14 protein-coding genes are annotated in these 14,018 nt (G+C 44.8%); 7 read left to right on the top strand and 7 right to left on the bottom strand.

Annotated elements, in window-relative coordinates; translation table 11 throughout:
- Both AZI85_RS01925 and AZI85_RS01920 read right to left on the bottom strand, forming a co-directional pair.
- Positions 1-1,257, bottom strand: a complete 1,257-nt coding sequence (locus AZI85_RS01925) for a hypothetical protein (RefSeq protein WP_063242479.1) — start codon at positions 1,255-1,257, stop codon at positions 1-3.
- The gene (locus tag AZI85_RS01920; RefSeq protein ID WP_063242478.1) at positions 1,254-2,003 is read right to left on the bottom strand and encodes a TIGR02147 family protein; all 750 of its coding nucleotides are present in this window, start codon (positions 2,001-2,003) and stop codon (positions 1,254-1,256) included. The genes AZI85_RS01925 and AZI85_RS01920 overlap by 4 nt, the downstream gene beginning before the upstream one ends.
- A gap of 247 nt (positions 2,004-2,250) precedes the next feature.
- On the opposite strand from AZI85_RS01920, the gene AZI85_RS01915 reads away from it, so the two are divergent.
- On the top strand, positions 2,251-2,883 hold the full coding sequence (locus AZI85_RS01915; protein ID WP_063205509.1) for a hypothetical protein: 633 nt from the start codon (positions 2,251-2,253) through the stop codon (positions 2,881-2,883).
- A 77-nt stretch (positions 2,884-2,960) separates the two neighbouring features.
- On the opposite strand, the gene AZI85_RS01910 is transcribed toward AZI85_RS01915, so the two are convergent.
- Positions 2,961-4,457, bottom strand: a complete 1,497-nt coding sequence (locus AZI85_RS01910) for a leucyl aminopeptidase (protein ID WP_063242477.1) — start codon at positions 4,455-4,457, stop codon at positions 2,961-2,963.
- Positions 4,458-4,609: 152 nt separating this feature from the next.
- On the opposite strand from AZI85_RS01910, the gene AZI85_RS01905 reads away from it, so the two are divergent.
- Both AZI85_RS01905 and clpX read left to right on the top strand, forming a co-directional pair.
- Positions 4,610-5,215: an ATP-dependent Clp protease proteolytic subunit gene (locus tag AZI85_RS01905; RefSeq protein WP_063205507.1), complete on the top strand. Its 606-nt coding sequence runs from the start codon at positions 4,610-4,612 to the stop codon at positions 5,213-5,215.
- Positions 5,216-5,221: 6 nt separating this feature from the next.
- Positions 5,222-6,514, top strand: a complete 1,293-nt coding sequence (gene clpX / locus AZI85_RS01900; protein WP_063205506.1) for an ATP-dependent Clp protease ATP-binding subunit ClpX — start codon at positions 5,222-5,224, stop codon at positions 6,512-6,514.
- Positions 6,515-6,603: 89 nt separating this feature from the next.
- Here the strand turns inward: clpX and AZI85_RS01895 are convergent, their stop codons facing one another.
- Together AZI85_RS01895 and AZI85_RS01890 are read right to left on the bottom strand one after the other, a co-directional pair.
- Entirely contained in the window at positions 6,604-7,050 is a 447-nt protein-coding gene (locus AZI85_RS01895; RefSeq protein WP_063242476.1) for a hypothetical protein, read from the bottom strand.
- Positions 7,047-8,849: a DeoR family transcriptional regulator gene (locus AZI85_RS01890; protein WP_063242475.1), complete on the bottom strand. Its 1,803-nt coding sequence runs from the start codon at positions 8,847-8,849 to the stop codon at positions 7,047-7,049. The genes AZI85_RS01895 and AZI85_RS01890 overlap by 4 nt, the downstream gene beginning before the upstream one ends.
- Before the next feature lie 99 nt (positions 8,850-8,948).
- Here AZI85_RS01890 and AZI85_RS01885 point away from each other — a divergent pair, with 99 nt between their 5' ends.
- The 4 genes from AZI85_RS01885 (at position 8,949) to AZI85_RS01870 (ending at position 11,874) form a co-directional block, all read left to right on the top strand.
- On the top strand, positions 8,949-9,632 hold the full coding sequence (locus AZI85_RS01885; protein WP_063242474.1) for a hypothetical protein: 684 nt from the start codon (positions 8,949-8,951) through the stop codon (positions 9,630-9,632).
- Between the two features lie 9 nt (positions 9,633-9,641).
- Positions 9,642-10,208, top strand: coding sequence for a YceI family protein (locus tag AZI85_RS01880; protein ID WP_063242473.1), 567 nt, complete (start codon positions 9,642-9,644; stop codon positions 10,206-10,208).
- Positions 10,209-11,300, top strand: coding sequence for a hypothetical protein (locus AZI85_RS01875; RefSeq protein WP_063242472.1), 1,092 nt, complete (start codon positions 10,209-10,211; stop codon positions 11,298-11,300).
- 151 nt (positions 11,301-11,451) lie between these two features.
- Positions 11,452-11,874, top strand: a complete 423-nt coding sequence (locus AZI85_RS01870; RefSeq protein WP_063242471.1) for a cysteine rich repeat-containing protein — start codon at positions 11,452-11,454, stop codon at positions 11,872-11,874.
- 52 nt (positions 11,875-11,926) lie between these two features.
- On the opposite strand, the gene AZI85_RS01865 is transcribed toward AZI85_RS01870, so the two are convergent.
- Both AZI85_RS01865 and AZI85_RS01860 read right to left on the bottom strand, forming a co-directional pair.
- Positions 11,927-12,319, bottom strand: coding sequence for a response regulator (locus AZI85_RS01865; protein WP_063242470.1), 393 nt, complete (start codon positions 12,317-12,319; stop codon positions 11,927-11,929).
- On the bottom strand, positions 12,319-13,770 hold the full coding sequence (locus tag AZI85_RS01860; protein ID WP_253720785.1) for a sensor histidine kinase: 1,452 nt from the start codon (positions 13,768-13,770) through the stop codon (positions 12,319-12,321). Before AZI85_RS01860 ends, AZI85_RS01865 begins: the two co-directional genes overlap by 1 nt.
- Between the last annotated feature and the right edge of the window lie 248 nt (positions 13,771-14,018).

The following is a 14,018-nucleotide window of genomic DNA, read 5'->3' as shown; positions in this document are numbered from 1 at the left end:
CTAGAAACAGACAGGCGGTTCAATTTCCAATTGGCCCGCAGCTGTTAAGCTTACGATCGTATCTGTGCCGTACGGTTTAGGATTAAATTGTACGGTGTTATTCAAAGGATTTCTGCAAGCGGCGCCACCAAGACCCAGCGCTCGCAAATTCAAATCTGTATCAAACTCGAAATAGCTTTCTACTGATTTTTGCATGAATGGATTCCAGAAGGATGCATACGTCACGCCTGCATAGTTGATTTGTACTTGGGAGGAAAGGCTTAAGCCCCCTTTTACGACCCATGGTAATCCATTGTCATGGAATGTCCAATCTGTTCCAGAAACGGTAAAGCTTCCATGAACAGAGCTATACTCCATAAACGGAAGAGCACAAGCCGTCTGTGCCGCAAAATCTGCAGACACACGAAGAGCTTTCAATTTACCAGAAGCTTGGAAAGTCGCCGTGCCCAAATCCATGTCTGCTTGGAAGCACACGAATTTTACACCGTTCAACTCAAATGCCTGCTCTCCGGCGAGTGTCGCTTTTTCTAAAAGCGCTTCAGTATTGAAGCTTACCGAGTTGGTAGTCCAAGCTCCTGCAGAATTTGCGGAACCCAAAGACAAAAGTACGCCGTTATAGCTATAAGTCGTAAAGTGAAGCTCTTGAAGAATCGCCACGTATTCTGGAATAGTTAAAGTCGCAAACTTGTTGGCATGAACAAGTCCGTTAAACATGCGAATTCTTTCCGATGTCATTTCATTCGTGCGGGAATTCATGAACTCACGATAAACAATCTCGTGAAGCACTAAAGCCGCAAGTTGATCGGTGTCGAGTTTATTCCAAAGGCTCGTGTTGATGATGTAGCGATACTTGTTAAGTACTGATGGATTTCTTTGGAATACCACTTGTTCCAAGCGACAAGTTTGAGGCAGCGACACATAACCCAAGTCTGGCGTCTGCACGATTTCAGTCGAAGGACTTAAAGCCGTGGATTCAGCAAAGAATTCCTGAGCCCATGCACGGTAAACATTGGCGCGCTTTGGATCTAACTTATCAAAGCGAGAGATCAAGTCATAAACTTTTTCAATAACACCAAATTGATTCGAGAAAGCAATTGTATAACCATCACGCTGTTGAGCTTCGTAAAGATCTAAAACTTGTGGAGCACGATCACTACAGAAAAGCGCAAAGCCCGCGTTTCCACGGTCATACCAATTGTTCGCCCACGCAGACGACGAGAAAAGCAAAGAAAGTGTTAGAAGTTTTAAGAGTCTCATTTGCCCACCTTCGTGACTGGGAATAGTTGAACATTCAAGTTGTAGACATCGGTCTTCGGCCCTTGAGTCATCAAGGTCGCCATCTTACGACGGAAGTTGCGAATCAATCTTTTTGCTTCCGGGATTTTTTTACGATTCATGGGGAAGGTGATAGAAGTCACATCACGCAGATCCAAAGGAATACGGTCCATGTTATCTAAAACTTGCGTGATAGATTGTTTGTGAGAACGACGCAAAGATTCAGAAGGAATATTGTGTGTTGTCTCTAGCTGTTTTTTTGTGACTGTGAATTTTCCATCTTCGACAATCAAAAGACCCAGACGGCACAAGCGATCAATCGCCGCGCTGGCAACTTCCAAAGGAATGTTCAAGCGATCAGCGATCCAATTTGCATTGGGTTGGAATGTTTTAATTGGAACCAAGGCAAGAATAGCGAAGTGATACCAATCGCAGATCACACCGAACTCGTCTTCTTTCAATTGTCCTTCAGGAAGAAGCGTCTTAACTTTTCGCTTATCAAATTCGATCAGATTTTTAAGATGCTCAAAATCGGTGTCGGCCATGCCCAGACCTTTGATCACTTGGCGGCCCACAGCTTGAGTCATGATTCGGCGGCCGTTGATATAGTCACTCAAACGGCTGGAAGGGATGCCCAGGATTCTTGCGAATTGAGCATTGGTTAGCTCCGGCGAACTGGATCTTCGGCGTTGGTATTCGTTCAATAAAAATTCTGAGGTTTTGTTCATGGCCAAGGTTAAATACCAACAGCTTATAGTCAGTCAAAGGTGAAATAAGCTGACGAAAAGAGAGGCTTTATCGCGTTGGTAATTACCGTGTTTTAAGATTTTTTCACCCTCTCAAACCGAGACGAAAGAAAATTTTTCACTGTTTTTACGGTGTTGGGGACATGCAGGACCATAGACCAGAGAGGAAAAATTCAGAGGACCTCAAGGGTTCGCATGTTATCCTACAAGGAAGAGGGATAGCAAAATTATGAGAAAGTTTTACGGTGTTTTTGCATTGTTCGTTCTTTGCTTCGCATTTGGTTACGGACATATGCAGTTCCATACAGATGAATCACAAATTCACAGAGATCCCGCAGCTATCAGAAATAATTTCGACTTTTCACACCTTCGTGGCGACAAACTTCAAGAGGCCGTTAAGCAACGTTTGTTGACGGGGCTTGAATTTCGTAAAACGCAAAATGGTGCTGGCATTGGTTTAGGTCATTTCGTTTTCTTAAATGACAGCGGCGAAAAAAGATTGGCGTGTCAGGAGTTCGGAAAAGTCTCGATCAGCTTTGAAGCAGAAGGTGTTTCTGTTGCTGGTGATAAGCCTTTGATGGAAGTCGAAGGTCGCTGCGAGTTTTCACCAGACATGTCTAAGATCAATCCGTTGAATGTGCCGGTGGCAAAAATCATCGGCGAACGTCCCGGTGATGGAGAGTTTCAATTCAATGAAGGCTCGATGATCACAGTGCGCTTTACAAATCTTCCAGAAGAGTGGCCTCGCACGTGGCTTTTAAAATCGGTGAAGCTTGTGAATGAAAGAGATTCAGAGGCTTTGGTGATCGAAAGTGATGAAGTGGCAAAATACCTAGGTCATCCGATGGTGTTTGCCTGGTAGTTTTAAATAGTTTTGAAAAATAAAAAACCCCTTTTGAAATCTCAAGAGGGGTTTTTCTTTTTGTGAAATACGAATTCTTAGATGTGTGCTTTCGCGATTTCAACGAAAGTACGAACCATCACACCAGACGCCCCTTTTTTAGGGCAGTATGGAAGACGGTTACCCACCGCCCAGCCCGTGCCGGCGATATCAAAGTGAGCCCAAGGAATGCCTTCACCCACGAACTGCTCAAGGAACGCCGCGGCTGTTGCAGAACCTGCGCCTTTACCTGCAGAGATGTTTGAAAGATCCGCGTAAGTGCCCTTCATGTCTTTCACGTGGAAGTCCGTCAAAGGCATGTTCCAAACCCACTCACCAGATTGAACTGCGGCTTTTTCAATTTTGCCTTTCAATCCACCATTGCGAGTGAAGTAACCCGTGTGTGTGTTACCCAAAGCAACAACCATTGCGCCTGTCAAAGTCGCAGCATCCACGATCACTTGTGGCTCAAGTTCAGTCGCGTAAGAAAGAGCATCTGCAAGGATCAAACGACCTTCAGCGTCTGTGTTATTCACCTCGAAAGTTTTACCGTTGCGAGCCGTGTGAACATCGCCTGGTTTTGTCGCTGCAGGACCTACAAGGTTCTCTGTAGAAGCAACCAAACCGACCGCGTTGATTTTTAGTTTCAATTTAGCGATCGCAAGCATTGTTCCGATGACGTTTGCGCCACCGCACATATCGAATTTCATTTCTTCCATTCCCGCAGATGGCTTAATAGAGATACCACCGCAATCGAATGTCAGACCTTTACCTACGAAGCACACTGGCTTTTTAGAAGCGGCAGCGCCACGGTATTCCATGATGATGAAACGAGGCTCTTGTGCAGATCCGTTAGAAACGCCAAGAAGACCGCCCATTCTTTCTTTTTTAATACGAGCTTTGTCCCAAACAGTGACTTTAACGCCTGTGCCTTTAGCTGCTTCTACCGTCGTGTCAGCCAAGATCGCTGGAGTCATCAAGTTGCCTGGCATGTCACCCAAGCGACGAGAGAAGTTTACGCAAGAGCCAAGGATGATACCTTCAGCAAAAGCGGCTTTCATAGCTTTATCGTTCACTTTAGTAACTACGTGAACATCGATTTCTTTTTCTTCTTTTTTTCCAGACATCAACTCGTTGAAAACATAAGAAGTCAGCATCAAGCCTTCAGCTGTTGCCTTCGCAAAATCAGCGGCGTCTTTTTTGCCAGTAGCTACGCCATCAAAGTGGATCGCAGCTTCTTTAACGCCCAAAGCTTTAATGGATTCATAAGCGGCCGCCATAGCTTGACGAACATTTTCGTGAGTTTGTTGGTTGTCTTTTCCTAGACCTACAACAACCACGTGACGGAAACCTTTGTAGTTCATTTCACGGAAAAGAACCACCTCTTGGTGTTTGCCTGTGATTGCTTTATCTTCCAAAGATGCGGCCAATTTTTTGTGAAGCTCAGAATGAGTCACCTTGGGTGGTTTATCTTTTTGAGAAGACGCCTTTGAAAACACGACCAAAGCCGGGCAAGTCAAAGTCTCGATGTCTTTATTTAACAAGTTGAAAGCCATATGAACCCCTTAAAATGATTCGGTTTTATGCTGATCAACTAGATGTAGCACAGCAGTTTTACGGGTCAAAGGCTTTTTGATAAAGTCTTGTCTAAGTATTCCGATAGGTAGCACAGTATGACACCTCAATCACAACCACAGGAGACAGCAGAGTGGCACTCATTCCATACGTCATAGAGCAGACATCAAAGGGTGAAAGATCTTACGATATTTACTCCCGTTTATTGAAAGACCGTATCGTGATTCTCGGCACCCAAGTGACGGACGAAATCGCTAACGCAATCATTGCGCAGTTCCTGTTTCTTGAGGTTGATAACCCAGAAAAGCCTATCCATCTTTACATCAACTCTCCGGGTGGAAGCGTGTCAGCGGGTTTGGCTATCTACGATATCATGCAATTCGTAAAGTGTGATGTGGCGACATATTGCATGGGCATGGCGGCAAGTATGGGCTCGCTATTGCTAACGGCAGGTACGAAGGGAATGCGTTACAGCCTTCCGAACACTCGTATCATGATCCATCAACCTCTTCTTGCTGGAGGCGGGTTGTCAGGACAAGTGACGGATATTGAAATTCATGCGCGCGAGCTGATCAAAACTAAAGAGAAGCTCACTCGTATTTATGAAACGCACACGGGCAAAGGCTATGAATTCTTGAGAGAGCAAATGGAAAGGGATAACTTTATGGACCCTTACCAAGCGAAAGAATTCGGCTTGATTGATCATGTCGTTGAATCTCGTAAAGTGAAAAAAGGATAAGAGCAGATGACCACGAAAGACACGAACGGCGCATTGAGATGCAGCTTCTGCGGCAAAGGCCAAAAAGAAGTTAAAAAGCTGATTGCCGGCCCTGGCGTTTACATTTGTGATGAGTGTATTGACCTTTGCAATGACATCATTGACGAGGAAAAAGAGCGCGAGACCGCGGTCAAAGGAACTTTCAAAGTTCCGAAACCTTCTGACATCAAAACTTACCTTGATGACTACGTGATCGGGCAAGTTCAAGCGAAAAAGACATTGGCCGTAGCGGTTCACAACCACTACAAACGTGTCAACGCGATGTCGAACGGTAAAAAAACCACAGACGTGGAAATGCAAAAATCCAACATCCTTCTTATCGGCCCGACAGGTTCGGGGAAGACATTGTTGGCGCAAACTATCGCTAAGATCTTGAATGTTCCATTCGCAATGGCGGATGCAACAACATTGACTGAAGCGGGTTACGTCGGTGAAGACGTTGAAAACGTGGTCCTTAACTTACTTCAAGCTTCTGACTATGACGTAGAAAAAGCTCAACGTGGCGTTATCTATGTGGACGAGATCGATAAGATTTCTCGTAAGTCTGAAAACCCATCCATCACGCGTGACGTGAGTGGTGAGGGTGTGCAACAAGCCCTTCTAAAAATCTTAGAGGGAACTGTGGCGAACTTGCCTCCAAAAGGCGGTCGTAAGCATCCTCAACAAGAGTTCATCCAAGTGGATACAACAAATATCTTGTTCATCGTGGGTGGAGCTTTCGTGGGTCTTGATAAGATCATCGAAAACAGAACTTCCAATAAAACAATGGGTATCGCCGCAGATATCCGTACTTCTGAAGAAGTAGAGAAGTCTTCAAACCTACTTGCGAAAGTAGAGCCTGATGACCTATCGAAATTCGGTTTGATTCCAGAGTTCATCGGTCGTCTTCCAGCGATCGCGGTTCTGGCTCCTTTAGACGAAGAAGCTTTGATGGATATTTTGGTTCGCCCTAAAAATGCGATCACAAAACAGTATCAAAGACTTTTCAGCTTCGAAGGTGTGGAGTTGAAGTTTACAGATAAAGCTCTTCGCGCTGTCGCTCAACTTGCGTTGAAGCGTAAAACAGGAGCCCGCGGTCTGCGCGGCGTTCTTGAAACAGCGATGTTGGATATCATGTACGACATTCCTTCTAAAAATAATGTGAAGGAAGTTGTCATCGACGATAACGTGATCAACGATGGCGCACAGCCAATGTTGGTTTACAAAACCGATGAAGAAATCCAAGCCGAAGAAGAAGCAAAAAAGAAAAGCTCTGCCTAGGCCAAAAGGTGCCAGGGGACTTTTTCTAACCGACCTGCATTAAAACAAAAAAACCCAAGGTTTCGACCTTGGGTTTTTTGTTTTCAGCCCTATTTCAAGTGAATGATGCCGATAGGATCGCCTGAAAAGCGGCGAGTGACCTGCAATCTCTGTTCAATCTGTGCATGAGAAAGTTTTTTTCCTTCTAAGCGGGCACGCACTAAAGACTCATCAATAGTTAAATCATTATAGCGAACTTCGCACTTTTCCTGGAGTAAATCACAGACGAAATCACTATGTGGGCCACGAAGGCTCGCCTTGCTGTCAGAGCCAATCACGCCTTCCGCGCGGATGCGGTTTTTTGCGCCGGTCAAATCCAAAGGCAGAACGTAGTCGATGCGAATGCGGTCTTCGTCAATATCCATCTTCAGTGATTCGATTTCATAGTGAGCAAGATCGGGGTCTTCAACACCCGGAATTTCATAAACGGCGCTGGGCAAAGCCGCACTACAAATGGACGATATAAAGAAGGAAACTATAAGAACGAAAGATTTCATTTTCGATCTCCCTGAGCCAAGGTGTATTGAGTGGCTCTGCCGAACCCGATTCTTACCACATGGCCTTTTTTATTTAAAGCGGCAAGGTCGCGACAGGCCGTGATTTCTGTAGTTTTAAATAAATCCTTGTACTGACGCGTGCTTAGGAACCTGTTTTCTTGCAAATAATCCAAAGCCTGAAGCTGGCGGTAGTTTAATTCCGCATCAACAGGACGCAAAGAAGAGCTTTTTAAAACCATGCTTCCTGAATTCTTAGACTCACCTATCGAGCCTCGGAGCTGCAGGATGTTGACGTTCTTTTCTAATTGGTAGCCTGTATCCAAAGTTTGAATCCAAGTGTGTTTGCTTCCTAAGTTTCGGCGAAGCGTGCTCATGGCCGCATAAACCAAACTATCGTGGCGCAAAGGATGATATTCATAACCCCAGACTTTTTCGACGAGCATAGCTTTATCAAGCGGCCCTTGCTTTAAAACTTCAAGTATTCGCGCAGAAAAATCCGCAAGCTTTACCACTTCAATACCATCTGTAGAGAACGTCACGGCCCGATTCTTAGCAAGCCCTAAAACCAAGTAGTTCACGCCTTTTTGCAAAGGAAGGCACTTGTAGTACCACGAGTAATAGCCTGATTTATGAATCAGCTCGAAGCCCGAGTTATCACCAATTTGCGAAAGAAGCGTATGAATATGGTCATCTTCAGAGAAATCTTTTTCTTGAATCCACTGCCGGCGCGCAAGCATATTGCGATTTATTTTACTGGAAAAAGAACGACTTAGCTCAAGTAACTGTTTTTTCTTTTCCAGTGCCGAAGGATTATTTTGTTCTGTCAGAATTTTGTGTTCCAGACCTAGAATCTGAATCGCGAAATTTTTGTCGGCCTCTTGATTTAAACGAAGATTGGCTCCTCGCAAATATTGCCAGGCTAAAACGGTTTGACCGCGAAGATAAGCCAGCTCTGCCCAGCGCAAGTTTAAGACAATCTCTTGGCGACGGTTTTCACTCGAAAAAATAACGGGAGCTTGCAAGTTTAATAAAGTTTCGGCGTCTTTCCAAAGGCCTCGCAAAGTTTTTTGGCGAGCTAATTCCAGGACGACATTGGATTTAGAATAACTATCTTGAGGTTTTAAGTCGTTAAGACATTTTTCTAGATCGGGAACTATGGACTCGGGACGATGGCCGTAAGTCGCTTCATAAAGTAAAATGGAAACTTGTGTGGCCGAGGCGAAGGCGTCGTTCCCAAGTCTCAAAGCGATATCGTGGGCCTCTTTCAAAAGCTCCAAACCAGAATAAACGCGACCGGTTTGCACTAAAGTGTGCGCTAATAAATCTTGTGCTAGAACTTTGATGTGCGGATTTTCTGCGCGCACGGCAAGTCGTAAGGCTTTGGTGGCAAACTTTTCGCTGCGGAAGAATTGCCCCGTGAAATACAAATAAAACGCAATGCCTTGATAAGTGTAAAAGGAAATCTCGGCCTGATCGTGCTTGCCGAAACGCTTTTGATTCTCGCGGAAGAATCTTCGCGCCTTTTTGTATTTCGATTTACGAGCAACACCCACGCCTAAATAAAACAAAGAGGCGGCCTGTTCTTTTTCTGAAAAGCTCGCTTGCCGTGTTTTGAAAATTTCTTCGGCCTCTAAAGTCTTACCAAGAAACGAAAGTGCACCGATCAGAAACGGAATGTCTTTTTCCGCGAGGCTTAAGGGGTGGTCTTTATAGATTTGTAAAATAGTGGTGTAGTGCCCAAGAAAGAAGAGCTCTGACAGTCGCTGCTTTGATGTCTTATTTTTAGTAATTTCAGACATTTATACCTAATCCCATCAAATCCAATCATAGTTTTAAGATGGCCTTAGTTCAAACTCAAAGGATTTCTTCTAGATTGACCCTGAAGGATCGGGGGTCCTATGAAATTTTCATATCTGCTGCTGATTATCAGCATGTTTTCTGTCTTTTCCGGCTGCCATTACAAGATCAGTAAAGATTCAGCGGTGGTGGATGACGGCAACGTTGGCGCAGGACAAGTGGACTTTGCTATTGTCATGTCCGAGGTGATCGCGCCGAAATGCCTGGAATGCCACTCCTCTGCGGGAGGCAATCGTGGCGGTGTCAATCTAGAGACTTACGCCAACGTCAAAGCAGAAATCGCAGCGATCCAAAGTACTGTGGCGAATAACTCTATGCCTCTCAATCGGCAACCGCTTAGCGCGAGGCAAAAGGCGCTTCTCAATAAGTGGATTGAAGCTGGCGCGCCAGAAACTGTGACAGAAAATCCTCCGGTGCAAGCACCGACCCCTGCTCCTCCACCGGATATGCCTCCAGAAGAAGTCGTGGGACCTTCTTTAGATTGGCTCACGGTCAGGACACTGGTCGTCGAACCCAAGTGTTTGAACTGTCACTCCGCCCCCACCAATCGCGGAGGCGTAAATTTAGAAACATATCAAAATGTTCTTTCTAATATCGCCGATGTCGACGCTACGATACGCGATGGCTCCATGCCTCGACGTACGACTCTTACTCCAGAACAAAAGAAACTTATTTTAGATTGGATCGCTGCGGGCGCTCCTGAATTTTCACAAAGAAAACCTTAAGGAGGAATTATGAAATCAATCATCATCATTATAATCGCGCTTTTCAATCTGCCAGCCCTGGCTGCTATAGAAATGAAGTCGGTGCCTTCTCAAGGTTCTGTTCAGTTTGAAGCTATTGGAAAACCCAGCATGATGAAGATTAAAGGACAGGCACAGGGACCTAGTGGAATTTTGACTTTAGCAGATTCAAAAGTCCAAGGAGAGATGAACTTCGCGCTTGAGACTTTAGATACCGGTATCGATCTTCGCAATGAACACATGAAAGAAAAATATCTTGAGGTTAAAAAGTATCCTCAAGCAAAGCTGATCATCAAAGATCTTTCTTTGCCTTCTTCGTGGAATCCGCAGAATGCAAAACTTCAAGATCATCCATTCAAAGGACTTCTTCACTTGCATGGTGTGGAAAAAGAGGTGGAAGGAACCCTCAGCATTTCGGAAAAACTTAAAACCGAAGCTCGATTTGAGATTAAAATTTCTGATTTCAAGATTGATATCCCGTCTTATCTGGGAATCAAAGTGGCGGATGTCGTGAAAGTGCAAGTACTCATCAATGAATTCATCACGCGTGAGGAGTAAATGAAATTAATACTTTTTATTGCAATTTCTCTGGCGACAAAGGCATACGCTTTTCCAGAAATGATTCGTCATCATTACGTAAACTGCACGGCCTGCCACTTTTCTCCAAGTGGAGGAGGCTTGTTAACACCTTATGGTCGGGCTATCTCTAGCGAAGTTCTATCTACATGGGGGACGGAAAAAGAAGCGCGTTCCTTCTATGGCGCCTTAGATAATGAAAAGCTCAATCAATGGTTGCAGGTGGGCGGCGACGTACGTGCTTTGCAGTTTCATCATGAATCCGCGACCGTCAAAGAAGGTCGAACTATTCCCATGCAAGCGGGGATAGAACTTGCGGTGACATTGGGTAAGTGGACCCTCGATCTCTTTTACGGAAAGCTGAATTCTGATTGGAAGGTCGAACCCATCGCAACTCGTTACTACATAATGTATCAAATACTTGACGAGCTGACGGTGCGTGCCGGCCGCTTTATTCCGGTTTTTGGTTTAAACATCCCGCAACACACCATGGTGACGAGAGCCAATCTGGGTTTTAACCAGGGCACCGAGCGTGATGCTTTAGAGGGCATGTGGAGTGGTGAAAAATGGAATTTTGTTTCTACTCTTTCTAAGAGTGTAAAAAGTGCCTCGGTAAGTGAAGTGGAAACGGCGGTGGCCACTCAGCTGAATTACACAATCGCTGATTCGTATCGCGTGGGCGCAAGTTATTGGTTGGGCACTAGTGATACTCAGAATAGGCAGATCCTGGGCCTTCACGCCGTTTTAGGATTCACTGAAAAATTCTATATTCTTGCAGAAGCTGATTATCAAAACAGGCATCAAGCCACGACGCAAAGAACTCAGTACGGACTTTACCAGTTTTCGAAATATGGATACGAGTTTTACAAAGGAATTCACGCGCAATTCGTGCAAGAGTATTCGCAAAGTGACTTCAGTAACGACAAATCGAAATTCGAAAGTTACGGCCCCGGATTTCTATTTTATCCGCGCCCGCATTTCGAGTTTGAAGGCTTGTATACAAAAAAGAAGATCTCTATTGTCGGGGACGATTTCGAAGATTATGCCTACTTAATGATGCATTACTATTTTTAATGAAAAATCGGACGAAAACACCGATTTTCCCTCTGAAAATTGCGACGTCGAAATGTTTTTAAGAGTCTGTTTGTATAAAGACACGACGTCTGCTTTCTTATTTATACTCTAGAAACCCTTTTTTAAGATCAATCTCGGAAAAGGGGGATCAATGAAGGAGCAAGTCATTGCTGGCATGCTCACTCTGTCCTTAGCTCTGGGATTTATTTTTTCCATCGAAGTATTAGCACAAAACAATCGAACACTTTTGGATCCGTGCGTATCGGACCTTCAAAAGTATTGCCAGAATGCGGAGCCGGGCGGGGGAGCTTTTTTAACATGTTTAGACGAAAACAAAGACAAACTTTCACCTGAATGTCGTGCGAGAAATAAAAAACTCCACGAGATGGTGGTAGAGCTTCAAGGCGCGTGTAACAACGACCTCTTGAAATTCTGCGACGATGTCAGTGCCGGAGGTGGTCGCATGATCAAGTGTTTACGTGATCACACCACAGAGCTATCTAATGCCTGCAAAGTGGGTATTGATAATTCTCTTCAGAACAGAAAAAATCTTTTGCAAAGTCAGTGGCCATAAAATGACGGGCGGGTTCTCCGCTCGTTATCCACAGCGTTTTCCACTTTTAAAATTAAGAAGGAAGGATCGTAAGATCTTTGCGAAGCATTTCCACCAGAAGGTGGAAGTCGACGGGTTTGCTAAGGAAGCGAGAAGCCCCTAGGCTGTCTGCTTTAATACGATATTCCGGTGATTCATAGGCGCTCACCATATACACAGGAATGGTGCTATCCATCTCGTGAATTTTTTGAAGCAGCTCAAAGCCGTCCATGCCCGGCATGTTGATATCGGATAAAACTAAGTCGACATGAGGAATGTCTTTGCGTTGAAGGTAGTCTAAACACTCTTGAGCGCCCAAGAAGGATACCAGATTCAGTTCGCCCAATGTCGCAAACAGTTTTTTGAATTTTAGTTTGTAGAGAAGATGCGTATCCGCTTCATCATCCACGATCACGATATGAATCATTAGGTCAATCTTTCATGTACAAGTGGGATGGCCATAACGAACTCCGTCCATTGGCCAAACTCGCTTGTATATCTTAGAGTGCCCCCGTGTTTTTGAGCAATATTAAATGCAACAGTAAGACCCAAACCCGCACCTTCACCTGCGGACTTCGTTGTCAAAAAAGGGTCAAAAATTTTCTCGCCTAAAATGGCGGGAATTCCGACGCCGTTATCGCGAACGATGATTTCCACCATGTCCCCACGAATAGCTGTCGCTAATGTGAGTTCGGGCTCGAAATTTTTATTCGTCAGCGCCTTCTTTTCAAGAGCATGAATGGCGTTATCAATCACATTCGTCAAAGCACGCAATAATGACGTCGCATAAACCGGCACCATGATGCTATCAGCAAGGCGATAATTCACCTTAGAAGGTACGTAGGCAGAGCCCAAGGCGCGATTTGAAACCGTGTCTTGATAAGCGTGTTTCACGACTTCGTTGATGTCAGTGGTTTCTAGCACATCGCTGTCGTAACCCGACAGAATCTGCATAGAGCGCACAATCTGGTCAATGCGTTGACTGTGTTTTAGAATCACGCGGCTGACTTCTTTGACCTCATCAAGATTTTCAGAGTCCGTTAAAAGCTCACTGAAATTCAAAACAAAGTTTAAAGGATTGCGAATCTCGTGCGCGACACTGGCAGTAAGGCTTCCCAAAGAGGCCAAACGCTCTTGCGCCACTAAAGTTGCTTGCATGCGCTTGATTTGCAGCATGGCCTTTTCAAGACTTTCGTTTTTCGTTGTCAGCTGTCGCGTGCGATCGGTGACTTTTTGTTCAAGGGCGACATTCAACGTTTCTAGTTTTTCGTTGGCCGCAAGCCGCTCAGTACGAAACTGATTGATTGAATCGACAAGGACATCCAGCTCGTCTTCGCCTTGGTGGGAACGCCGTTTGAGCTCAAGGCTGCGTTTATCGCGCAGACCAATGCCTTTTAAGTAATCGGCGATATGCTGAATGTGCACTACCAGGATGCGGTTGAAAATGAAATACAGGCAGAACACAACCACCAGAGTTTTCGCGGCCTGGCGGATGAAGATAAGAAATGCCTCTTCGAAATATTTTTGGCGCAAGCTGCGGACATCAAGCTCAACATCAAGAGTACCCAGGATCTCGTTGGTGTTCTTGTGATAGATATCAAACCGTTTGTGGTTTTCTTCGGTGGGCTCAGTTTTTCCAGATTCGTAGATAGTTTTGTTATCTGCCACAAGACGAAGGTAGCTGACCCCCTGCAAACGGCTAAGTCCATCGAGCTGAATTTCTAACAGTCGAGTGTCGTAAGACCAAAGATGTTCAGCCATCGAGTCGAGGTAGGAATTTTTGATAATGACGAAGTTATTCTGTAATTTATCAAAATCTCGTTGATAGTCCATGATCAGCTGGAATGCCGTCAGAATCAATGTGGCAAAGGAACTCACAGCCCATGTCGCAATGAGGAGCTTTAGAGAGAGTGAATTTCTGCGGAACCAACGTCTGGAGTCTCTGGGTGTCACAGAGCACTTATCGAACAATTTGTTGAAAATTGGCATGAAAATCGAATGGCTCGGTATTACATTTAGGAAAGATTCTCAAAATCCGACACAAATAAGAATACTTTTCGGCTAACATCAGCCTTTTTTATGATGCCCAAAAATTAAGCAAACAAATTTGTGGCAAGGGCCAGAAC

The sequence above is a fragment of the Bdellovibrio bacteriovorus genome, assembly GCF_001592755.1.
Lineage (GTDB): Bacteria > Bdellovibrionota > Bdellovibrionia > Bdellovibrionales > Bdellovibrionaceae > Bdellovibrio > Bdellovibrio bacteriovorus_E.
This window is presented reverse-complemented; position numbering and strand designations above follow the sequence as displayed.